20 protein-coding genes are annotated in these 20,284 nt (G+C 65.0%); 13 read left to right on the top strand and 7 right to left on the bottom strand.

Annotation, left to right across the window (positions count from 1 at the left end; all coding sequences use genetic code 11):
- Positions 1 to 119: 119 nt before the first annotated feature.
- Positions 120 to 839, bottom strand: a complete 720-nt coding sequence (locus ACF8NF_RS19530; RefSeq protein WP_392451079.1) for a hypothetical protein — start codon at positions 837 to 839, stop codon at positions 120 to 122.
- A 168-nt stretch (positions 840 to 1,007) separates the two neighbouring features.
- Between ACF8NF_RS19530 and ACF8NF_RS19535 the strand changes: the two genes are divergently transcribed.
- Genes ACF8NF_RS19535 through ACF8NF_RS19545 form a run of 3 tightly spaced genes read left to right on the top strand, consistent with a single transcriptional unit; the run spans position 1,008 to position 3,322 of the window.
- Positions 1,008 to 2,105, top strand: a complete 1,098-nt coding sequence (locus tag ACF8NF_RS19535) for a hypothetical protein (RefSeq protein WP_392451080.1) — start codon at positions 1,008 to 1,010, stop codon at positions 2,103 to 2,105.
- A gap of 9 nt (positions 2,106 to 2,114) precedes the next feature.
- Positions 2,115 to 3,023 (top strand): hypothetical protein, encoded by a 909-nt coding sequence (locus ACF8NF_RS19540; protein ID WP_392451081.1) that lies wholly within the window; start codon positions 2,115 to 2,117, stop codon positions 3,021 to 3,023.
- A 20-nt stretch (positions 3,024 to 3,043) separates the two neighbouring features.
- Entirely contained in the window at positions 3,044 to 3,322 is a 279-nt protein-coding gene (locus ACF8NF_RS19545; protein WP_392451082.1) for a hypothetical protein, read from the top strand.
- A gap of 32 nt (positions 3,323 to 3,354) precedes the next feature.
- On the opposite strand, the gene ACF8NF_RS19550 is transcribed toward ACF8NF_RS19545, so the two are convergent.
- The 3 genes from ACF8NF_RS19550 to ACF8NF_RS19560 all read right to left on the bottom strand — a co-directional run bounded on the left by ACF8NF_RS19550 (position 3,355) and on the right by ACF8NF_RS19560 (position 6,500).
- Complete coding sequence (locus tag ACF8NF_RS19550; protein ID WP_043823833.1) at positions 3,355 to 4,458, bottom strand: porin; 1,104 nt, start codon at positions 4,456 to 4,458, stop codon at positions 3,355 to 3,357.
- A 155-nt stretch (positions 4,459 to 4,613) separates the two neighbouring features.
- The gene (locus tag ACF8NF_RS19555; protein WP_392451083.1) at positions 4,614 to 5,471 is read right to left on the bottom strand and encodes a substrate-binding domain-containing protein; all 858 of its coding nucleotides are present in this window, start codon (positions 5,469 to 5,471) and stop codon (positions 4,614 to 4,616) included.
- A 54-nt stretch (positions 5,472 to 5,525) separates the two neighbouring features.
- On the bottom strand, positions 5,526 to 6,500 hold the full coding sequence (locus ACF8NF_RS19560; protein WP_034391632.1) for a tripartite tricarboxylate transporter substrate binding protein: 975 nt from the start codon (positions 6,498 to 6,500) through the stop codon (positions 5,526 to 5,528).
- A 111-nt stretch (positions 6,501 to 6,611) separates the two neighbouring features.
- On the opposite strand from ACF8NF_RS19560, the gene ACF8NF_RS19565 reads away from it, so the two are divergent.
- The 10 genes from ACF8NF_RS19565 (at position 6,612) to ACF8NF_RS19610 (ending at position 17,884) form a co-directional block, all read left to right on the top strand.
- Complete coding sequence (locus ACF8NF_RS19565; protein WP_392451084.1) at positions 6,612 to 7,514, top strand: LysR substrate-binding domain-containing protein; 903 nt, start codon at positions 6,612 to 6,614, stop codon at positions 7,512 to 7,514.
- A 297-nt stretch (positions 7,515 to 7,811) separates the two neighbouring features.
- Positions 7,812 to 8,393, top strand: a complete 582-nt coding sequence (gene msuE / locus ACF8NF_RS19570; protein WP_061289067.1) for an FMN reductase — start codon at positions 7,812 to 7,814, stop codon at positions 8,391 to 8,393.
- A gap of 349 nt (positions 8,394 to 8,742) precedes the next feature.
- On the top strand, positions 8,743 to 9,936 hold the full coding sequence (locus ACF8NF_RS19575; RefSeq protein ID WP_392451085.1) for a substrate-binding domain-containing protein: 1,194 nt from the start codon (positions 8,743 to 8,745) through the stop codon (positions 9,934 to 9,936).
- Positions 9,937 to 9,939: 3 nt separating this feature from the next.
- Entirely contained in the window at positions 9,940 to 10,722 is a 783-nt protein-coding gene (locus ACF8NF_RS19580; protein ID WP_392451086.1) for an ABC transporter ATP-binding protein, read from the top strand.
- Entirely contained in the window at positions 10,719 to 11,468 is a 750-nt protein-coding gene (locus ACF8NF_RS19585; RefSeq protein WP_016454051.1) for an ABC transporter ATP-binding protein, read from the top strand. Before ACF8NF_RS19580 ends, ACF8NF_RS19585 begins: the two co-directional genes overlap by 4 nt.
- Positions 11,465 to 12,457 (top strand): branched-chain amino acid ABC transporter permease, encoded by a 993-nt coding sequence (locus ACF8NF_RS19590; protein WP_016449610.1) that lies wholly within the window; start codon positions 11,465 to 11,467, stop codon positions 12,455 to 12,457. The genes ACF8NF_RS19585 and ACF8NF_RS19590 overlap by 4 nt, the downstream gene beginning before the upstream one ends.
- 13 nt (positions 12,458 to 12,470) lie before the next feature.
- Positions 12,471 to 13,538 carry a branched-chain amino acid ABC transporter permease gene (locus ACF8NF_RS19595; RefSeq protein WP_392451087.1) on the top strand — a complete coding sequence of 356 codons (1,068 nt, stop codon included), beginning with the start codon at positions 12,471 to 12,473 and terminating at the stop codon, positions 13,536 to 13,538.
- Positions 13,539 to 13,590: 52 nt separating this feature from the next.
- Positions 13,591 to 15,795: a 3-hydroxybutyrate oligomer hydrolase family protein gene (locus tag ACF8NF_RS19600; RefSeq protein WP_392451088.1), complete on the top strand. Its 2,205-nt coding sequence runs from the start codon at positions 13,591 to 13,593 to the stop codon at positions 15,793 to 15,795.
- A 62-nt stretch (positions 15,796 to 15,857) separates the two neighbouring features.
- Positions 15,858 to 16,778 (top strand): alpha/beta fold hydrolase, encoded by a 921-nt coding sequence (locus ACF8NF_RS19605; RefSeq protein WP_026062925.1) that lies wholly within the window; start codon positions 15,858 to 15,860, stop codon positions 16,776 to 16,778.
- Positions 16,779 to 16,888: 110 nt separating this feature from the next.
- Positions 16,889 to 17,884: a rhodanese-like domain-containing protein gene (locus ACF8NF_RS19610; RefSeq protein WP_392451089.1), complete on the top strand. Its 996-nt coding sequence runs from the start codon at positions 16,889 to 16,891 to the stop codon at positions 17,882 to 17,884.
- 19 nt (positions 17,885 to 17,903) lie between these two features.
- Here the strand turns inward: ACF8NF_RS19610 and ACF8NF_RS19615 are convergent, their stop codons facing one another.
- The 3 genes from ACF8NF_RS19615 to ACF8NF_RS19625 form a co-directional block, all read right to left on the bottom strand.
- A complete protein-coding gene (locus ACF8NF_RS19615; protein WP_016449605.1) occupies positions 17,904 to 18,077 on the bottom strand; it encodes a hypothetical protein in 174 nt (57 codons plus the stop codon).
- Between the two features lie 11 nt (positions 18,078 to 18,088).
- The gene (locus ACF8NF_RS19620) at positions 18,089 to 19,186 is read right to left on the bottom strand and encodes a YeeE/YedE thiosulfate transporter family protein (protein WP_016454056.1); all 1,098 of its coding nucleotides are present in this window, start codon (positions 19,184 to 19,186) and stop codon (positions 18,089 to 18,091) included.
- A gap of 93 nt (positions 19,187 to 19,279) precedes the next feature.
- A complete protein-coding gene (locus tag ACF8NF_RS19625; RefSeq protein ID WP_017404609.1) occupies positions 19,280 to 20,254 on the bottom strand; it encodes a sulfurtransferase in 975 nt (324 codons plus the stop codon).
- Between the last annotated feature and the right edge of the window lie 30 nt (positions 20,255 to 20,284).

Consider the following 20,284-nt stretch of genomic DNA (forward strand, 5'->3'; position numbering starts at 1 on the left):
TCACTCGCGCCAAGTTCCGTAGATTGGGCGGCATCAGCCCATGTTCTGCAGCGGGATGTCGGCTTCCGGGGCAGCCTGACGGGTGTAGTGCCCGCTCGTTCCTGGCAGTCGCATGCACATCACGGGATCAACTCGATGATCACACCGATTCCTGCAGTCATTGCTCCTTCAAGAATTCGAAACTGGACACCAGCACTCAACGCCGAGTAGTCGATTTCGGGGGCATAGACGAAGGCCACTTGGGCGCTCACACAGGTGCTGGGCTGCATCTGTCTGCTGGAATCATCCCCGCAGAAAGCCACACCCAAATAGTCTCCATCTTCAACGAGAAAGTGCGGCCGATAGGCCTTGTCGAGGAGCGCAGGTCTCTGCCGCCCGCCAACCTTCGCATCCACGAACTGAACAACTACCTTTGCGCCTGGCATCCGAGCCTCCGGGTTTTGATCACAAAAAAATACATAAGAGCCGGTCGGCCGGTTGAGCCAACCACAGGGTGTTGCTGTTCCTGCACTTCCCGGAAGGCGGCCTCTGATGAGCACCTGCCGTGCCAGTGTAGGCAGGCCCGCCTGTCTTTGAAGATCACAGCCCCGATAAGAGCTCCATGGTGCGATACGACGCCGGGGAGGCCATGCGCGGCCTGGAGCGTCTGTCTGTTGCCTTTGATCGGCAGACCTCATGAGGTGAAAGGAGGCGGAAGTCGTTTTATTGATGGAATCCCCTCGTTGGCGATTGAAAAAGTTTTTCGGCTTGATTTTGCGGCCAAGTCCTGCACTCATTTCGACAGACCACACCTGCCATGTGGCCGCATCTGCCCTGAATTTCCAAGAAACCTTGCTCACTTTTTTGAGATTTTGTAGTTCTGGTGAACAACCGTAGCTCTCATTTCCAATTGCGTCAGCCTAACTCTTAGGAATAGTCTGATTCCCCTGGGGGTGGCATGGTGATTCGATAGCTATTTTCAATTGATTGTTAATATTGATGAGGAAAAACTACGAAGTGACGCGGGTATGAAAATATTCACTAATATTTTTGCGATTGCCTTGATGACGCTGCTTCCTTGCATGGCGCAGGCCAAAGGATGGCTGGATGCAGGAACCACCTATAAGCGCTATATGGGATGGGCATGTAAAGCTGGATCGTCTGTTCCCTCAGGAATTCATATTTATGCGGATGGCCAGTACATCGGCGGCGGAAACGCCGCCATTGTCAGGGAATTTGCTGTGCAAGCTGCATGCAACAGTACGACATCCAATCATGGGTTTGATATTCAAGTGGACGTTCCCATCGGGCTGCTGAACGGTGCGGTACGCAATGTGGATGTGTACGCCATTTACGAGGACAATACTTCTGAGAAGCTTCAGAATACACCCATGAGAATAAAATTCGATGCCATACCTGGTAGGGAAAAGCCCGCCAATTTTGGAGATGTAGTGGGAAGAGATTTGGCATATTCCTGGGGAGGTCCACTGAATTACTTCGGGCATATTGGACTTTGGGATGGCTACAACGTGCTTGAAGCAGTGGGCACAATAGATCCAAAAAACACGATAAGACCGGCGACATGGGATGTTTTTTCTAGCGCCACCGACCTATGGAAGACAATTTCTCCTGTGATACCGCAAGATTTTAGGCAGGAGTATTGCGGAGTAATCTCTTGTCATTACTTTCAATTGGAAAGTGGGCGACTTGTGCTGACCGGCCCGCATACATTCAATCACTATATTAGACAAATGGCTGCAAGAGCTGCATTTATAAAGTATACGATTGGAGCTTCCTATGCAAAAGCTGCTCAATATACGCCAAGCATGCAAGGAATGACTTACTGGACAAAGAATGTCTGCAGCCCATTTTCAAACAAATGTACTGAAAAGTTGGTTGAAACCAAGCCTGCCCGAGGTGTGTACCGTTGCGAGACTTTTGTTCTGGATGTTTGGGCGGCCACTTCAATATATGGCAATCCGCTTAGGAGCCAAAAAGTAGTGGGTGGGAGAAATTCGGAAGCGGCAGCTGAGATCTGGGGGCGACAAATTTCTTATCAAACTTCTTGGGCGAGAGTTATTACTCCTGTGAGTGTGTATAGCAACCTTCAAGAGAGGCGGTGGTGAGCGATGGCCATGAAGAAGAATGTGATGATAATAGTATTCATGGGTATAACGATTGTCTCCGGATGTGTGGTGCTGGTCTATCGTGCTGTTGCATCTCCAGAACATCACACTTCGCAGAATAGCGCAATAGGGGGAGAGCAAGCATCTGGGCGTGAAGGCATCGCCATCCCTGGGGAAATATCTGGAAATTTAGGTGTATCCTCAAAAAATAGTGACATCTTCATAAATCAGGTTTTCCCCATCCTGAATCATGGTGCGCCGTCAATCAGCGCGGAGGAGGACTTCGAAAAGAAGAAGCTGGAATTGTTTTCTTATTCCAGGGCAGGGAATTTTCAAGACACCAAGCCGCGTTTGAAGCAGGCGCATGATGAAGGTATATTGAATGCCGATGAGTACTATGGTGAACTTGGACACATGCTATCCATTACGGTCGATAAACCTGTCAGTATTGTCAAGGAAATACTGGAGTCTGGAAACGAATATGGCCGCGATGTAATGCTGGCAAATCTTTGTAGCAACATAACACTACCGAATACCATTTCTATATCTGAAAAGAAGGAAATTTTTGAAATAATAAGCGAAAGTAAACAGAAAATCGGAGGAGGTATTCATCAGCTTGGATTCACAGATGTCTTTAGATATGAGAACTGGATAAACACACTGAAGGCCTACGCACCCAATGAATCATATTTCTATCGAAATCTGGAGGATCTTATTCAAAGGCGCATGCTGGATCCGAGGGAGATGATTGCACTTCAATCCACTTTCAAGGATGATAAATTCCTTGTCAATATTGATGATGCTTCCCGTGAAAGATATCTGTACTACATTGACAGATATATTGAAAGCTACCCGGAAAACAGCGTTGCATCGAGCATCAATAGGTCCAAGCGGGACTACGTTGAATTGAGGGATTGATGTGTATTTGCTGCCAGTCGATGAAAAACCTACTGCGAAGGACGGCGATCACGGCGTTGCTGGCAACTCTGGGTTGCAGCCAGCCGCCAAATGGCCGGTGGGAAGCGACGCAAAGCGTCGATGTTCTGCTGAAAAATGGCCACCCGCAGACAGTGGCATTTGTCCTCAACGCAGGGGACGTTTGCGCATTCGGCCAGCAGTGGAGCTTTGAAAAAGAGCTGCGTTACAAGGAAGTGATCTGCCCCCAAGGCAAGGGCTGGATCACTTCCGACACGCCATTCAAAAAGCTGAGCGGCTGAGTTGGCAATGGGGCGAGTGCTCGCAGTGCCCCTCAGAAGCTATGCATCAACCCCGCAGTCACCCCCGTAGCCACATCCTTGTTCTGCCCGCCCTGAAACCCTCCGCTCCAATGCGTGCGGTCCAGTTCCGCATACAGCTTGCTGCGGCGCGAGAGCTTGTATTCCGCAAACAGCAGGGCGCGGGTGTAGCCGTCTGCGGCGCGGCCGCTGCGTTCGCGTTCCACGCGGTACAGGGCGGCGGTCAGGTCCAGCGTGCTGCGGGCGGACCAGGTGGCGCCCAGCGAGTGCACGCGCTGCACGGTGCGGCTGGTGGTGGCGTTGGTCTGGCCGTCGCTGCGCGCGGTGTTCAGCGCAAGGCGCAGGTTGTCCCATTTGTAGCTGGCGCCCAGGGTGGCGGCTTTCAGCTCCCACTGGTCTGCGGTCTTGAAGCGCTGGTAGGCGCCGGAGACGGTCCATGTCTGCGTGCCATAGGCCAGGCCCGCGCCGGCCGATGAGCGGGCGGAGCCGCCTTGCGCCGTCTCGCCAAAGCTGTACATGGCACGGGCGGTGAGGCCGCCAAAGCGGCCGGTGTACTTGACCGAGTTGTCCAGCCGGTAGGAGCCGGTGGTGGCGCCCGCGCTGCCGTATTCCACGCCCAGGCCGTGGCTGCTCAGGGCCGCTGTGGCGATGTTGGGGTTGAAGGCGGCGAAGCGCATGCCCACGGGGTCCACGGGGCTGATTGCATCTGCCAGCAGGTTGGTCTGGCGGCCGGCCGTGACCTGGCCCCAGCCGCCGCCCAGGCCCACGATGGCTGCGCGGTCGAAGAATTTGCTGGAGTTGGCGGTGGTGCCGGTGTCCAGGTTCAGGCCGGTTTCCAGGTTGAACAGGGCGTACATGCCGCCGCCCAGGTCTTCGCGCCCGCGAAACCCGAAGCGGCTGGTGGTGTTGACGCCGCTGGACAGCGCGGCGCCCGAGGTGTTGCTGGCCGCGTTGGCGGCGGTAAGGCCGCTGGTGTAGCGCACGCCGGTATCGGCAATGCCGTAGAGCGTGATGCTGGATTGCGCAAGGGCCGACAGCGGTGCAGCGGCGAGGGTGATCAGCACCAGGGTTTTGGTGTTCATGGGTGTGGCGAGGGTGATAGGGCTGGGCAGCGGCATGCCGCAGCAGTGCCGTTGCAGCGCCGCTGAATGGAGGTCGAACCGGGGAGGGGTGAAGGCCCCCTGTGTGTCGAGGGCCTAGAGGGCCTAGAGGGCCTTGAGTGCCTAGAGAGCCTAGAGAGCCTAGAGAGCCTTGAGGGCTCGGGCGCCTGCCGTCAGGGCTTGGCCGCCGGCTCCATGCCCGTGCTGCGCACGATGGGCGCGGCGGCGGGGGCTGCCAGGAAGCGGATCAGGTGGCGCGCCGTGTCAGGGCTCTTGGCGCCGGTGGCCACGCCTGCGGAGAAGAACACGCGCTGCTGCACTTCATCGGGCAGGGGGCCGACGAATTCCAGTTCCTTGAACGGCAGCAGTTCGCTGACCTGCTGGAAGCCGATGTCCGCATCGCCACGCAGCACCACGGCGCCCACGCGCTCGCTGAGGATGCGGGTGGCCTTGCCCTTCATCTGCTCGGCCACGCCCAGGCGGGGGAACAGTTCGTTGGCCAGATAGGTGCCGCTGGCGCTGGCCGAGTAGGCAATGGTCTTGGCATCCAGCAGGGTCTGCTTGAGCGCGTCCACGGTGCTGATGTCGGGCTTGGGTGTGCCCTTGCGCACACTCATGCCGATCATGGAGCGCGCCAGGTCCACGCGGCTGCCCGCTTCCACCTTGCCTTGGGCGGCCAGATTGTCCAAGGCTCCATCCGCGAGGATGACGATATCGAACTGCTCGCCCCGCGCCAGGCGGCTGGGAATGGAGTCCTGCGCATTGCCCATGGAGGCACCGCGCGAGGTGACGACCTTGTGGCCCGTGGCCTGCTCGTACAGGGGTATCAGCTGGTCGTAGGCGGCAGAGAAGCCGCCCGAGGTGACCACGCGGATTTCATCTGCGGCGGCGGTGGAAGGCGTGGCAGCGCCCAGGGCCATGCCCAGGCTGAGTGCGCCGCCCAGCAGCGCGCCCAGGGTGCGGCGGCGCAGGGTGGATGGCACGGAGGACTGCACAGAGGGAGGCAGGGGGGTGGAACGGATGGCGGTCATGGTTTGTCTCCTGGTTTTTTATGGTTGGGGAACGGCTAACGGCTGCCGAGGGAATCAATCGGCGGTGATTTTTCGCTCGCGGATGATGCGGCCCCACTTGGCGTGCTCGGCGGCGATGAACTGGCCCAGTTCCTCGCGGGTGCCCGGGGCGGCGGTCTGGCCGTGCTTGAGCAGGTTGTCGCGCACTTCGGGGGTGTTCAGCACCTTGACCAGCTCTGTGTTCCAGCGGTCCAGCAAGGGCTTGGGCGTCTTGGCGGATGCCACGAAGGCGTACCAATTGGTGGCGTTGAAGCCGGGGAAGCTTTCGGCCACGGTGGGCACGTTGGGCAGGTAGGCCGGGCGCGTGAGGCCCGTGGTGGCCAGCGGGATCAGCTTGCCCGATTCGATGTGGGGCAGGGCCGTGGGCGGGGCTGCGTAGAAAGAGGTCACGCGGTTGCCCAGCACGTCCTGCAGGGCGGGCGCGCCGCCCTTGTAGGGCACGTGCAGGGTGTCGATCTTGGCGACATCGTTGAGCAGTTCACCGGCCAGGTGCGATGCGGAGCCGGGGCCGGTGGAGGCGAAGTCCAGCTTGCCGGGTTCGCGCTTGGCCTTGGCCACGTATTCGCCCAGGGTCTTGATGCCGGTGGCGGCGGGCACGACGAGCACGTTGGGAAAGTTCACGCCCATGGTGATGGGGGCCAGGTCCTTGAGCGGGTCGTAGCCGATCTTCATGAAGTGCGGCGCAATGGCCAGCGGGCCGATGGAGCCGAAGAGCAGCACCGAGCCATCGGACGGGCCATTGGCCACCTGCGTGTGGGCCAGGTTGCCGCCCGCGCCTGGCTTGTTTTCCACGACCACGCTCTGGCCGATGTTCTCGCCCAGCTTCTTGGCGATGATGCGCGCGGCAATGTCGGCCGAGCCGCCTGCGGCGAAGCCGACCACCATGACCACGGGTTTCTTGGGGGGGAAGTCCTGGGCCTGGGCAGTGCCCACGGCCAGGGAAAGAAGGGCGGCCAGGGCGCCGCCTGCGATCAGTCTGCGTTGGTGCATGTCGTCTCCGTTTGTTGGTCTTGCCTGCCCGCAGGGGGCAGCGTTATCAAGGGCGCCATCCTATGCAGCGGGTGTTATTCTGTGAATTGCAACTTTTGGAAGGACTGTTGCGTGCAGCGCATCAAATTCGACATGGGGGAACTGATCGCCTTCGTGACCACGGCCGAGAAAGCCAGCTTTCGCCTGGCCGCAGAAGCGCTTTTCCTGTCGCCGCCTGCCTTGAGCCGGCGGGTGGAGCGGCTGGAGTCCGTGCTGGGCGCGCGGCTGCTGGAGCGCACCACGCGGCGTGTGGAACTGACCGAGGTGGGCCATGAATTCCTGCAGGAGGCGCGCAGGGCCCTGGCCGGCTTGGACGAGGCCGTGCAGCGCGTGGATGACCAGCTGAAGCTGCGCCGTGGCCGGGTGACGGTTGCCTGCGTGCCTTCGGTGGCCACCAATCTGCTGCCTCCCGTGCTGAAGTCCTTTGCCGTGGAGCAGCCCGATGTGCAGGTGCACGTCATCGACGAGAGCGCGCAGCAGGTGGTGGAGGCCGTGCTGCGCGGGGATGCGGACTTTGGCCTGAGCTTCACGGGCAGCCAGGAGCCGTCGCTGCGCTTTGAGGCGCTCACGCGCGAGCGCTATGTGCTGGCCATGCCGCGCAGCCACGCCTGGGCCGGGCGCAGCCAGGTGGAATGGGCCGAGCTGGCGGGCAAGCGCCTGGTCTCCGTCTCCCACAAGAGCGGCAATCGGCTGCTGCTGGACCAGGTGATGGCTGGCCTGCCCGAGCAGCCCGTGGCCTGGCACGAGTGCAACCACGTCACAGGCGCCCTGGCCCTGGTGGAAGCGGGCCTGGGCCTGGCCGCCGTGCCCCAGCTGGCCCTGCGCCAGGACCACGCCCAGGTCTGCGGCGTACCCCTGACCGCACCCGATGTGTGGCGCACGCTGGGCCTGCTGCAGCGGCGCGATCGCATGCTCGGGCCTGTGGCGCAGGCGTTGCGGGAGTGTCTGGTGCAGGCCCAGGAAGCGGGCCGCTGAGCGGGAATGCCGGTTCGGCAACGGCCCGCTTGTGCGCGATGCAGATGCCCGCCTCGCTTGTGACCCGGATGCTCCCCCGAACAGCACCGACGGGGCAGGTTTAAGGCTTTATATGAGTTTTAGTCATGTAATTGTGAGATAAAACCATTTTACTTCATTGATTTGGCTCCATATCATCCGCTCCCATTGTTCGTTTGCATTTTGGGAAGCAGTCATGGCCATCACTTCACCTCGGACCGCATGGTCGCCACAACCGGCTCCCGCGTTGAACCCCGGCCATCTTGCGTGAGAGCAGCAATGACAGGTCCACTTCGTCTGGTCGCCGTATCCGGCGGACTGCAGCGCCCCTCCAAGTCTGCCGCCCTGGCAGAGCATCTGTCTGATCTGATCGCCGACGAAGTTCCGTGCGAACAACGCCTGGTGGAACTGGGCCAGCTCGCGCCGCAGCTTGCCGGCGCGGTGTGGCGCTCGCAGTTGCCCGAGACGGTGGAGCGGGAGCTTGCGGCGGTGGAGCAGGCGGATGTGCTGGTGGTGGCCACACCGGTCTTTCGCGGCGCCTACACCGGACTGTTCAAGCACTTCTTCGACTTCGTCCACCAGGACGCCTTGATCGACAAACCCGTGCTGCTGGCGGCCACCGGTGGAAGCGAGCGCCATGCCCTGGTGATAGACCACCAGTTGCGGCCGCTGTTCAGCTTCTTCCAGGCGCGCACCCTGCCACTGGGTGTCTACGCGACCGACAAGGATTTCGTGGACTACCGCCTGCACGACGAGGCACTGCTACAGCGGGCCGCGCTGGCGGTTCAGCGGGCATTGCCGCTGGTCGAGCTGAGGCAGCGCACCATGCCCCATCTGGCCGAATCAGCGGCTGTTGCCTGAAGAAAACAACGGTTTTCTCCCCACGCCCATGGGCCTCCTGAACTTATGAAGCTGCTGGCCGGCCAGGACGTGATGGTGGGCCAGGCGCAGGGGAACATCCCAGGAATTCATGGTTTGCCCTGTATCGGATTCAGGCAGCTGTCTTGGAAAAAGACACTGAATCTGTCCAATGGCCAGACACTTTCGGCCCTGGCACGGGCTGCCTGGCCCCGGGGGGCGCAAGGCCGTCCCTGTCTTGGTGCCGCCTGGGTGCCGTCTGGGCGTGCCTGGCACAAAGCATGCATGGTCCCCTTGCAAAACGGCAGGCCCAGCCAGGCCATCAAGCCGCAAACCCCAAAGGAGACAAACCATGCACCGCCGCCCCTTCCTCCATTGCGCCATCGCACTCGCCGCCATGGCCGCTGCAGCTCCTGCTGCACTGGCCCAGCAGGGCGAGATCCGCATTGCCCACGTCTACAGCAAGACCGGCGCGCTGGAGGCCTATGGCAAGCAGACCCAGGCCGGGCTGCTGATGGGGCTGGAGTACGCCACGGGCGGCAGCATGGCGGTGAATGGCAAAAAGCTGGTGGTGATCGAGAAGGACGACCAGGGCAAGCCCGACCTGGGCAAGAGCCTGCTGGCCACGGCGTATTCCGATGACAAGGCCGATCTGGCCGTGGGGCCCACGTCGTCCGGCGTGGCGCTGGCCATGCTGCCGGTGGCCGAGGAGTACAAGAAGATTTTGCTGGTGGAGCCGGCCGTGGCCGATTCGATCACGGGCGACAAGTGGAACAAGTACATCTTCCGCACGGGCCGCAACTCCAGCCAGGACGCCATCAGCAATGCGGTGGCCATCGACAGGGCGGGCGTGACGATTGCCACGCTGGCCCAGGACAACGCCTTCGGCCGCGACGGGGTGAAGGCCTTCAAGGACGCCATCAAGAAGGGCAAGCTGGCGCATGAGGAGTACCTGCCTGCCGCCACCACGGATTTCACGGCAGGGGCGCAGCGGCTGATCGACAAGCTCAAGGACCAGCCGGGCAGGAAGATCATCTGGATCGTGTGGGCCGGGGCGGGCAATCCGTTCAAGATCGCGGACATGGATCTCAAGCGCTACGGGATCGAGATCGCCACGGGCGGCAACATCCTGCCCGCCATGGCGGCCTACAAGAATCTGCCGGGCATGGAGGGCGCCACGTACTACTACTACGGCATTCCCAAGAATCCGGTGAACGAGGCGCTGGTGTCCATGCACTACAAGCAGTACAAGACGCCGCCGGATTTCTTCACGGCCGGCGGCTTCTCTGCGGCCATGGCCATCGTGACGGCGCTCAAGAAGACAGGTGGAGACACCAAGACCAACGGTCTGATCAAGGCCATGGAGGGCATGAGCTTCGACACGCCCAAGGGCCAGATGACCTTCCGCAAGGAAGACCACCAGGCCCTGCAGAGCATGTACCACTTCAAGATCCGCGTGGACCCGGTGCTGGCCTGGGGCGTGCCCGAGCTGGTGCGCGAGATCAAGCCCGAGGAGATGCAGGTTCCTATCCGCAACGGCCGCTGAGCAATGTTGCGCACAGAGGATCTGACCATCCGCTTCGGGGGCCATGTGGCCGTCAACGGCGTGAGCTGCGCTTTCGAGCCGGGCACGCTGACGGCCATCGTGGGGCCCAACGGGGCGGGCAAGACCACGTATTTCAACCTGATCTCGGGGCAGCTCAAGGCCACGGCCGGGCGCGTGCTGCTGGGCGGGCGCGAGCTGACGGGGCTGGCCCCTTCGGCGCGCACGCGGGCCGGGCTGGGGCGGGCGTTCCAGCTCACCAATCTGTTCCCGCACCTGAGCGTGCTGGAGAACGTGCGCCTGGCCGTGCAGGCGCGCGACGAGGGGCCGCACCGGCGCGGCCTGAACCTGTGGAGCATCTGGAGCGACCACCGCGCGCTCACGCAGCGGGCGCTGCACATCCTCGACCAGGTGGCCCTGTCCGCCCGGCGCGACGAGGCCGTGGCCGCGCTGCCGCATGGCGACCAGCGCAAGCTGGAGGTGGCCTTGCTGATGGCGCTGGAACCCCAGGTCTATATGTTCGACGAGCCCACGGCGGGCATGAGCCATGACGAGGCGCCGGTGATCCTGGACCTGATACGCAGGCTCAAGCAGGACCGCAGCAAGATCATCCTGTTGGTGGAGCACAAGATGGATGTGGTGCGCGAGCTGGCCGACCGCATCATCGTGCTGACCAATGGCACGCTGGTGGCCGATGGGCCGCCGGCCGAGGTCATTGCCTCGCCTGTGGTGCAGCAGGCCTACCTGGGTGTGGTGCCGGAGCAGGGCGCCGTGAAGGAGGCCGCATGAGCGCTGCCGCCAACCTCAACCCAAACCCCAACCTGCTCGAACTGTCGGGCGTGCACACGCATATCGGGGCCTATCACATCCTGCATGGCGTGGACCTGGCCGTGCCGCGCGGGCAGCTGACCATGCTGCTGGGGCGCAACGGCGCGGGCAAGACGACCACGCTGCGCACCATCATGGGCCTGTGGCGGGCCAGCCAGGGGCGCATCGCCTTTGGCGGGGCCGACATCACGGCCCTGCCCACGCCCGCGATCGCTCGGCTGAACATTGCCTATGTGCCCGAGAACATGGGCATCTTCGCGGACCTGACGGTGCAGGAAAACCTGCTGCTGGCCGCGCGCGGCGCCTCGCGCGCTGACCGCATGGACGCGCAGCGGCTGCAGTGGATCTTCGGCATGTTCCCGGCGGTGGAGAAGTTCTGGAACCACCCGGCCGGCAAGCTGTCGGGCGGGCAAAAGCAGATGGTGGCGGTGGCGCGCGCCATCGTGGAGCCGCGCGACCTGCTGATCGTGGACGAGCCCAGCAAGGGCCTGGCACCGGCCATCATCGAGAACATGATCGCGGCCTTCGCCCAGCTCAAGGCGGGCGGCACGACGATTGTGCTGGTGGAGCAGAACCTGGGCTTTGCGCGCCGCCTGGGCGACCGCGTGGCGGTGATGGACAACGGCCGCGTGGTGCACGCGGGCGGCATGGCCGAGTTCTCGGCAGACGCGGCGTTGCAGCAGTCGCTGCTGGGGCTTTCGCTATGAACAAGCTGAACAGGCTGGATGTGGATTTCAAGCCGCTGCTGCTGGTGCCCGTGCTGGCCCTGGCGGCGCTGCCGCTGGTGGGCTCGGGCTCGACCTGGCTGACGCTGACGGTGGCGGGGCTGGCCATGGGGATGATCGTGTTCATCATCGCCTCGGGGCTGACGCTGGTGTTCGGGCTGATGGACGTGCTGAACTTCGGCCACGGCGTGTTCATCGCGCTGGGTGCCTTCGTGGCCACCAGCGTGCTGGGTGCCATGGGCGACTGGACGGGGTCGGACCAGCTGTGGCGCAACCTGCTGGCCGTGCTGCCGGCCATGGTGGTGGCCATGCTGGTGGCGGGCGCCATCGGGCTGGCGTTCGAGCGCTTCATCGTGCGGCCCGTGTACGGCCAGCATCTCAAGCAGATCCTGATCACCATGGGCGGCATGATCATCGGCGAGGAGCTGATCAAGCTCATCTGGGGCCCGCAGCAGATTCCGCTGCCGCTGCCCCAGGGCATGAAGGGCGCCTGGCTGCTGGGCGATGCCGCCGTGGAAAAGTACCGCGTGGTGGCCGTGCTGGTGGGGCTGGCGGTGTTTGCCCTGCTGGCCTGGACGCTGTCGCGCACCAAGATCGGCCTGCTGATCCGCGCGGGCGTGCAGGACCGCGAGATGGTGGAGGCCCTGGGCTACCGCGTGCGCCGCCTGTTCGTGGGCGTGTTCGTGGCGGGCTCGGCGCTTGCGGGGCTGGGCGGGGTGATGTGGGGCATGTACCAGCAGAGCGTGGTGCCGCAGATGGGGGCGCAGGTCAATGTGCTGATCTTCATCGTGATCATCATCGGCGGGCTGGGCAGCACGGGCGGGGCGCTGATCGGCGCGCTGCTGGTGGGGCTGATGGCCAACTACACGGGGTTCCTGGTGCCCAAGGTGGCGCTGTTCTCCAACATCGCGCTGATGGTGGCCATCCTGCTATGGCGCCCGCAGGGCGTCTATCCCGTGGCGAACCGCTGAAGGAGTGATCGACATGCTCAACCGATTGCTTTCCGGCGACCTGCCGCGCAGCCGCGTGCTGGCGGTGCTGCTGCTGTTGATCTTCCTGGGGCTGGCGGCGGCGCCCTTCTTGTTCCCTGGCGTGAAGGCGCTGAACGTGGCGGCCAAGGTGCTGATCTTCGTGGTGCTGGTGGCCAGCTTCGATCTGCTGCTGGGCTATACCGGCATCGTGAGCTTTGCGCACACCATGTTCTTCGGCATTGGCGCCTATGGCGTGGCGATTGCATCGTCGCGCCTGGGCGCGGGCTGGGGCGCGCTGGCGCTGGGAGTGGGCGCGGCGCTGCTGGTGTCGCTGCTGCTGTCGCTGGCCATCGGCCTGTTCTCGCTGCGCGTGCGGGCCATCTTCTTTGCCATGATCACGCTGGCCGTGGCGGCGGCGTTCCAGACGCTGGCCTCCCAACTGTCGGAATGGACGGGCGGGGAGGACGGGCTGAGCTTCAAGCTGCCCGAGTGGCTGTCGCCCAGCTTCGAGCCCTTCGAGAACGAGGTGCTGGGCGTGCTGATCGACGGGCGCATCATCACTTACTACCTGCTGTTCGTGCTGGCCATGGCGCTGGTGCTGGCGCTGCTGCGCATCGTCAATTCCCCGTTCGGCCGCGTGCTGCAGGCCATCCGCGAGAACGAGTTCCGTGCCGAGGCCATCGGCTACCGGGTGGTGGTGTACCGCACCCTGTCCAGCGTGCTGTCGGCCCTGTTCGCCTGTGTGGCCGGGGCCATGCTGGCGCTGTGGCTGCGCTATAACGGGCCCGATACCTCGCTGTCGTTCGAGATCATGATGGACTGCCTGCTGATCGTGGTGATCGGCGGCATGGGCACCATCTATGGCGCGGCGATCGGCTCGGTGCTGTTCCTCATCGCCCAGAGCTATCTGCAGGACCTGCTGCGCGTGGCCAGCGAGGCCGCGCACAGCCTGCCCTGGCTGGCCGCGCTGCTGTCGCCCGACCGCTGGCTGCTGTGGCTGGGCGTGCTGTTCGTGTTGTCGGTCTACTATTTCCCCACGGGCGTCGTGGGGCGTCTGCGTTCTTCCCGCGCCGGAGCCTGACCAGGGCCCCTGGCGCATTCGTGCATCAGAGAACTACCACAAGGAGATGGGCATGTTGAAGCGTGAAGAGATGGTGTCGTCGATTCCTGCAACCCCGTGGCGCTGGGCCGTCACGGCGCTGGCGGCGGCCGCGCTGGCGGCCTGCGGCAGCGGCGAGCGTGAGCCCAGCAACGACCTGCCCAAGGGCTTTACCGAGCTGGGCGCCACGGTGTATCCGGCCACGGCCACCGGCACGGGCGCCACGGCAGCCACGCAGGACTTGCTGACGGGCGGCCTGGGCAAGACGGGCCTGGGCGCCGCAGCCGCGCCCCTGTACGCGGACCCGGCCAATCCCACGGCGGCGGAGCTTCGGCGCAATGCGCTGTACTCCAACTACCGGGGCATCCTGGACCCCACGGCGGGCGGCGGCTACGGCACGCTGTACGGCCCCAACATCACGGCAGACGGGCAGGTGACTGCGGGCGAAGGGCTGATCCCCGGGCGCGAGTACCTGGCCGTGCTGGACGACGGCACGGGCCGCAAGCAGACCATGGTGGCCGTGCAGGTGCCGGACAGTTTTGACCGCAACCGGCCGTGCATCGTGCTGGGCCCGTCCTCTGGCTCGCGCGGCGTGTATGGCGCCATCGGCACGGCGGGCGAGTGGGGCCTGAAAAAGGGCTGCGCCGTGGCGCTGACCGATGCGGGCAAGGGCGTGGGCCTGCACAACCTGAGCGACGACACCGTCAACAAGCTGGACGGCACGCGCGCCACGCGCACGGATGCGGGCAGCCTGTCCTTCTTTGCCGCACGGCTGACCGATGCGGCGCGCGCCGCCTACAACGCGGCGTTTCCCAACCGCATTGCCATCAAGCACGCGCATTCCCAGCAGAACCCTGAAAAGGACTGGGGCAACGACACGCTGGCCGCGGCCCGCTATGCGCTGTACGTGCTCAATGCCCGCTATGGCACCACGCAGGACCCCGTGCCCTTCGGCAAGGACAACACGCTGGTGCTGGCGGGCTCGGCCTCCAACGGCGGCGCGGCCGTGCTGCGTGCGGCCGAGCTGGATACGGACGGCCTGATCGACGGCGTGGTGGCCTCCGAACCCGTGACCGAGATGCCCACGCGCCAGGGCTACACCATTGCCGTGGGCAATGCGACCATGCCCAACCCGGGCCGCACGCTGGCCGAGTACACCACCTACGGCAACATCTACCAGCCCTGCGCGGCGCTGGCTCCCGATGCGGCGCTGACCGAGACCTCGATCTTCAACTACATAGGCCTCACCGCCATGACGGCGCGTGCCGAGGCACGCTGCACCAGCCTGGCCGCCAAGGGCCTGGTCATCGGCGCCACCACGGCCGACCGCGCCGCCAATGCGCTGAGCAAGCTGCGCCTGTACGGCTGGACGCGCGACCACGACCGCATGCACAACGCCCACTACGCGCTGGGCAACGGCCCCATCCTGTCGGCCATGTACACCATGGCCTATGGCCGGTTTGGCGTGGATGCCAACCTGTGCCGCACCAGCTTTGCGGCCGTCAATGCCACGGGCGACGTGGTGCCCGCCACGGGGGCCGCGCTGGCCCAGAGCTTTGCCACGGCCAATGGCACGGCCAACGGCACGCCCGCCACGGTGGTCTACAACGACTCGGTGGGCGGGGCCAAGGCCTGGCAGTTTGCCGTGTCGCCCTCCACGCGCGTGGCCGACTTCGGGCTGGACAACGCGCTGTGCCAGCACGCGCTGGTGACGGGCTTCGATCCGGTGACCGGCTTCAACCTGTCCGAGAGCAGCGTGCCCACGCGCGCCCAGAGCGACGCCGTGCGCGCCGGCATCAACGAGGTGCTGCATACCGGCAGGCTGCGCGGCAAGCCCACCATCATCGTGGCGGGCCGCAGCGATGCGCTGGTGCCGGTCAACCACAATGCGCGCGCCTACACGGTGCTCAACCGTGGCCTGGATGGCTCCAGCACGCGGCTGCGCTATATCGAGGTGGTGAATGCCCAGCACTTCGATGCCTTCCTGCCGTTCTCGGGCTTCGACACGCGCTTCGTGCCGCTGCACCCGTACTTCAACCAGGCCATGGATGCCGTGTGGGCCAACCTGCGCAGCAGCACGGCACTGCCGGCCAGCCAGGTGGTGCGCACCACGCCGCGCGGCGGCCAGCCGGGCGCGGCGCCTGCCATCACGGCGGCCCAGGTGCCGCCCTTCGTGACGCGGCCCGCAACGGCCAACACCATCGAGGTCAGCGACGGGCTGATCCGCATCCCTGAGTGAGCCAGGCCCCGGGGCGGCCGGCTGCCACGGCGGCCGGCCGCTCCTGCACAGAGATTTCTTCCATGGCTTCCACAGCATCACCCTCGTCCGCATCCCCTTTTGTTGCCGTGCCGGATTCCCGCTACGCGCACTGCTCGGGCTATGAGATCCACTACATGGACTGGCAGCCTGCGCCCGGCGCGGAGCCTGCGGGTACGGTCATCGCCTGGCACGGGCTGGCACGCACGGGGCGCGACATGGATGCGCTGGCGCAGTTCCTGGCGGGGCAGGGCTGGCGCGTGGTCTGCCCCGACACGCTGGGCCGGGGCCTGAGCCAGTGGAGCCGCGCGCCGCGCGAGGAATACCGGCTGGGCTTCTACGCCCGCATTGCGCGCGGGCTGTTCGATGCGCTGGGGCTGGAGCGCGCGCATTGGGTGGGCACGTCCATGGGCGGGGCCATCGGCACGGTCTGCGCCTCGGGCCTGTTCGAGCCTTCGCTGCGCGCCCGCATTGCGACGCTGGTGCTCAACGACAATGCGCCGCAACTGGCCGAGTCAGCGCTGGCGCGCATCAAGGCCTATGCGGGTGAGCCGCCGGCCTTCGACACCGTGGGCGAGCTGGAGGCCTTTTTTCGCCAGGCCTACCGGCCCTATGGCTGGCTCGGCGAGGCCGAGTGGCGCAAGCTCACCGAAACCAGCGTGCGCCGCCTGCCCGATGGGCGCGTCACGCCGCACTACGACCCGGCCATGATCGAGCAGTTCACGGCCCATGACGACGACTACGGCATCTGGCCGCACTACGACGCGCTGGAGATCCCCGTGCTGCTGCTGCGGGGCGTGGACTCGGACCTGGTGCTGCCCGAGGTGGCCAGGGAAATGACCACGCGCGGCCCCGGCGCGCGCGGCCTGCTGCACTGGCAGGAGGTGCCCGGCTGCGGCCATGCGCCGGCGCTGAACGTGCCCGCGCACTGGCAATGGGTGCTGGAGCATCTGCAGCGCGGCTGAGCATCAACCCGGGCCGGGCGCGGATGTTGCAGCCGCGCTAGCATTTGCGACGGGTGCAGCCTCGCCTTCTTTTTCGGGTGCGGGCACCGTCTGGGCAAGAGAGGCCTGACATGGGTTTTCTGGTGGAGCTGATCCGCGAGTACGGCTTCGGCATCGTCTTTCTCAATGTGTTCGTCGAGCAATTGGGCGCGCCGATTCCGGCCTACCCGGTGCTGGTCGTGACCGGTGCGCTGGAAGGCGCCGACTGGGTGCGCCTGCTGTGGCTGGTGGCCGTGGCCGTGAGCGCGGCGCTGATTGCCGACCTGTTCTGGTACCAGGCCGGCAAGGCCTACGGCCACCGTGTGCTGGGACGCATCTGCCGCATCTCGCTGTCACCCGATGCCTGCATCCGCCAGACCGAGACCGTCTACGGCCGCTGGGGCGCAAGGTCGCTGCTGGTGGCCAAGTTCGTGCCGGGCTTCGCCTCCATCGCCAGCGCGCTGGCCGGCGTGATGGGCACGCCGCTGCGCAGCTTCGTGCTGTATGACGGGCTGGGTGCGCTGATCTGGGTAGGGTCGGCCGTGTACCTGGGCTCGCTGTTCAGCTCCACGGTGGAAGACCTGCTGGGCGTGCTCACCGCGCTGGGCCACTGGGGCCTGTTGCTGCTGGCCGTGGCGCTGGGGCTGTTCATCGTGCGCAAGTGGTGGCAGCGCCATCGCATGGTGCGGTCCCTGCGCATGCCGCGCATGTCGGTGCGCGAGCTGGCGGGCCTGCATGCCCAGGGCATGCAGCCCACGGTGATCGATGTGCGCGCCCTGCCGCAGTACCGCCAGGGCCATATCCCGGGTGCACAGTCCTGGGAGCTGCGCCCGCGCGATGGCGGCGAGTCGCATGCGCACCTGCTGCCCCAGCACGACCATCCCCACGGGGTGGTGGTCTATTGCGACTGTCCCAATGAAATCTCGGCCGCGCGGCTGGCGCGCCAGCTGCAGCGCGCGGGCTTCGCCAACGTGCGCCCGCTGGTGGGCGGCCTCAAGGCCTGGCAGGCGGCCGGCTTCGATGTGGAAACCGCGCCGCTGCCCGTGACGGCTGGCGCGGATGAGGGGCCGGCGCCCAGCGTCCCCTGACCTTGGCCTTGGTCTTGGTCTATTTGCCCGCCGGCATCGAGCAATGCCCGCCTTGCGTGGCCTTGCCCGATCCGGCCGCGATCAGCGGTGCCTCGAAGCGCAGGTCCACGGGGGGCGAGTGCAGGTGGTCCCAGGCCAGGAAGAGGACGAGCACGGCCCAGAAGACCGCGCGCAGGCTGTTCTGTTGTGTCATGGCGGGTCCTTTCAGAAGTTGAAGTGGCGGCGGATGCGCAGGCCGAAGATGGTGCCGGCAAAGGCCAGCGGCACCCAGATCCAGCCGTGGATGCTGCCCGTGGAGATGCCCGAGAGCATGGCGCCCACATTGCAGCCGAAAGCCAGGCGCGAGCTGTAGCCCAGCACCAGGCCTGCCACCAGGGCCACCATCCATTGCGTGCCAGTGAGCGGCTTGGCATTGACGGGCTTGGCGGCAGCCACCCACAGGGCGCCGCCCAGGATGCCGATGTTGGTGATGCTGGTCACGTCCAGCAGCACGGTCTCGTGCAGGCGCGCGGCGTTGCCGGGCTGGCTCCAGAACCAGTTGCCGGCCAGGTCCACGGCGCCTGTGGCGTTGGCGATCTTGGCGGCCCACAGGCCGAAGCCGTAGACCACGCCCCAGGGCTGGCCCGCAATGATGAGGTTGAGCGTGGCCAGCACGGCCAGCAGCACGGCGCCCACCACCCACTTGCGCACGAACAGCGGCTTGGCGGGGCGCTTGAGTGCCACGTTGGCGCCACGCACATACCAGGCCACGCCCAGCGCGACCACGGCCAGCGCAGCCAGCGTGGCCAGCAGGGCAGGGGCCCAGCCCCAGGCCGTGACCAGGCCCACGGGCTGGGTGTTGCCCAGGTCCAGCCACCAGCCCAGGTGCAGGCTGCCCAGGAAGCTGCCGATGGCAAACACGGGCAGGATGGCCGCATTCATGGGAATGCCCATGCCGGCCTTGTACAGCGTGCCGCTGCCGCAGCCGTCCGCGATCTGCATGCACAGGCCGAAGACGAAGGCACCCACCAGCAGGCTGATGCTGGGCGGGCCCAGGGCAGCCGTGAGTTCGGGATAGTGGCCCAGCAGCGGCATGGCCAGCGCGGCGGCCAGCGCCAGCAGCAGCAACTGGCCGAAGACGCCGCTGGCGTCCTTGTCCTCGATCAGCATGCGCCAGCCCGTGGTGAAGCCGAAGCGCTTGCCGGCCAGCACCGCGCCCAGGCCCAGGCCCACGGCGAACAGCGCGGCCTGGCGCACCGAGACGCTCCACAGCAGCCAGCCAAAGAAAACGGCCAGGATGGCCGCAAGAGGAAGTCGTTTCATATCATTTTTCTCCATGCAGTCGCCCTCCCCCGCGAAGCGGGTAGAGAGTCGCCGTGCCACGGGGGAAAGGCGCGCAAGCGCCTCAGGGAGTGTTTATTTGAACTTTTTTTCCCACCACTGCTTGGCGTCGTAGGCCAGGGATTCGGCGCGGCCGGGCTGGTTGGCCATGGGCGGCGCATCGGCCTGCTGCGTCCAGTCCACCATGGAGCCCGCATACAGCTTGACGCCCGGCAGGCCCGCGACTTCGGACAGGCCGAACCAGTCGGTGGCCGCCCAGTGGCCGGTGTTGCAGAAGGCCACCATGTCCTGGCCCTGCTCGCGCTTGACCTTGGCCGCGATCTGCTTGGCCGTTGCGGTATCGACAAAGGTGGAGGTGCCGGGCACGAACCACTGGTTGAAGTCCAGCTGCTGCGCGCCGGGCAGGGTGCCCGAGAGCTTGGCGGCCGGCGCGCGCGTCTTGCCCTGGTAGAAGGCGTCGGGGCGCGAGTCCACCAGGGCGGCGTTGCTGAGCCTGACATGCTGGCCCACATCCTCGCGCGTGGCGATCAGGCTGGTGTCCAGCTGGGGCTGGTAGCTGCTGCGGGCCACTTTGACGGCCTCGTTGTCCTGCGGGAGCTTTTGCTCGTTCCAGGCCTTCATGCCGCCGTTGAGCACGGACAGCTCCTTGAGGCCCAGCAGCTTGAGCGTCCAGTACACGCGCGCTGCGGCGCCGAAGTCGGTGGCGTCCGCGCCCGTGGAGACCACGATGGCGTGGGTGGCCGGCGTCAGCCCCAGGGACTGCACGAGTTCGGTGAGCTTGGGCAGCTCGGGCAGTTCGCCGGGATTGGTGGCGGGGCCGCGCCATTTGCCGTAGGGAGCGTTGAGCGCACCGGGAATGTGGCGCTCGCCATAGGCCTTGGGATCGCGGATGTCGATGATGCGCACGGCGTCCTGGCCGGCGGCGGCCTGTACGCCTGCGGGCGTGAGCAGGGGTTCGGCGGCGTGGGCCGTGCCCAGGGCAGTGCAGGCGAGGCCCAGCGCCAGCAGCGGGGCCGCCAGGCGCAGAGCAGGGGAAAAGGTCTTGGTCATGATGGCTGGGGCCGGCCATGGAAGACCGGC

It is taken from the genome of Delftia sp. WSY_22 (genome assembly GCF_043104185.1).
Taxonomy (GTDB): domain Bacteria; phylum Pseudomonadota; class Gammaproteobacteria; order Burkholderiales; family Burkholderiaceae_C; genus Comamonas; species Comamonas tsuruhatensis.

Excerpts from the sequence above, each read along its gene's own strand:
- ACF8NF_RS19555 (WP_392451083.1), bottom strand. The coding sequence starts at position 5,471 with ATGACCGCCATCCGTTCCACCCCCCTGCCTCCCTCTGTGCAGTCCTCC.
- ACF8NF_RS19610 (WP_392451089.1), top strand. The coding sequence starts at position 16,889 with ATGGGTTTTCTGGTGGAGCTGATCCGCGAGTACGGCTTCGGCATCGTC.
- ACF8NF_RS19540 (WP_392451081.1), top strand. The coding sequence starts at position 2,115 with ATGAAGAAGAATGTGATGATAATAGTATTCATGGGTATAACGATTGTC.
- ACF8NF_RS19590 (WP_016449610.1), top strand. The coding sequence starts at position 11,465 with ATGAACAAGCTGAACAGGCTGGATGTGGATTTCAAGCCGCTGCTGCTG.
- ACF8NF_RS19575 (WP_392451085.1), top strand. The coding sequence starts at position 8,743 with ATGCACCGCCGCCCCTTCCTCCATTGCGCCATCGCACTCGCCGCCATG.
- ACF8NF_RS19560 (WP_034391632.1), bottom strand. The coding sequence starts at position 6,500 with ATGCACCAACGCAGACTGATCGCAGGCGGCGCCCTGGCCGCCCTTCTT.
- ACF8NF_RS19585 (WP_016454051.1), top strand. The coding sequence starts at position 10,719 with ATGAGCGCTGCCGCCAACCTCAACCCAAACCCCAACCTGCTCGAACTG.
- msuE (WP_061289067.1), top strand. The coding sequence starts at position 7,812 with ATGACAGGTCCACTTCGTCTGGTCGCCGTATCCGGCGGACTGCAGCGC.
- ACF8NF_RS19605 (WP_026062925.1), top strand. The coding sequence starts at position 15,858 with ATGGCTTCCACAGCATCACCCTCGTCCGCATCCCCTTTTGTTGCCGTG.
- ACF8NF_RS19600 (WP_392451088.1), top strand. The coding sequence starts at position 13,591 with ATGTTGAAGCGTGAAGAGATGGTGTCGTCGATTCCTGCAACCCCGTGG.
- ACF8NF_RS19595 (WP_392451087.1), top strand. The coding sequence starts at position 12,471 with ATGCTCAACCGATTGCTTTCCGGCGACCTGCCGCGCAGCCGCGTGCTG.
- ACF8NF_RS19620 (WP_016454056.1), bottom strand. The coding sequence starts at position 19,186 with ATGAAACGACTTCCTCTTGCGGCCATCCTGGCCGTTTTCTTTGGCTGG.
- ACF8NF_RS19550 (WP_043823833.1), bottom strand. The coding sequence starts at position 4,458 with ATGCCGCTGCCCAGCCCTATCACCCTCGCCACACCCATGAACACCAAA.
- ACF8NF_RS19625 (WP_017404609.1), bottom strand. The coding sequence starts at position 20,254 with ATGACCAAGACCTTTTCCCCTGCTCTGCGCCTGGCGGCCCCGCTGCTG.
- ACF8NF_RS19535 (WP_392451080.1), top strand. The coding sequence starts at position 1,008 with ATGAAAATATTCACTAATATTTTTGCGATTGCCTTGATGACGCTGCTT.
- ACF8NF_RS19615 (WP_016449605.1), bottom strand. The coding sequence starts at position 18,077 with ATGACACAACAGAACAGCCTGCGCGCGGTCTTCTGGGCCGTGCTCGTC.
- ACF8NF_RS19580 (WP_392451086.1), top strand. The coding sequence starts at position 9,940 with ATGTTGCGCACAGAGGATCTGACCATCCGCTTCGGGGGCCATGTGGCC.
- ACF8NF_RS19545 (WP_392451082.1), top strand. The coding sequence starts at position 3,044 with ATGAAAAACCTACTGCGAAGGACGGCGATCACGGCGTTGCTGGCAACT.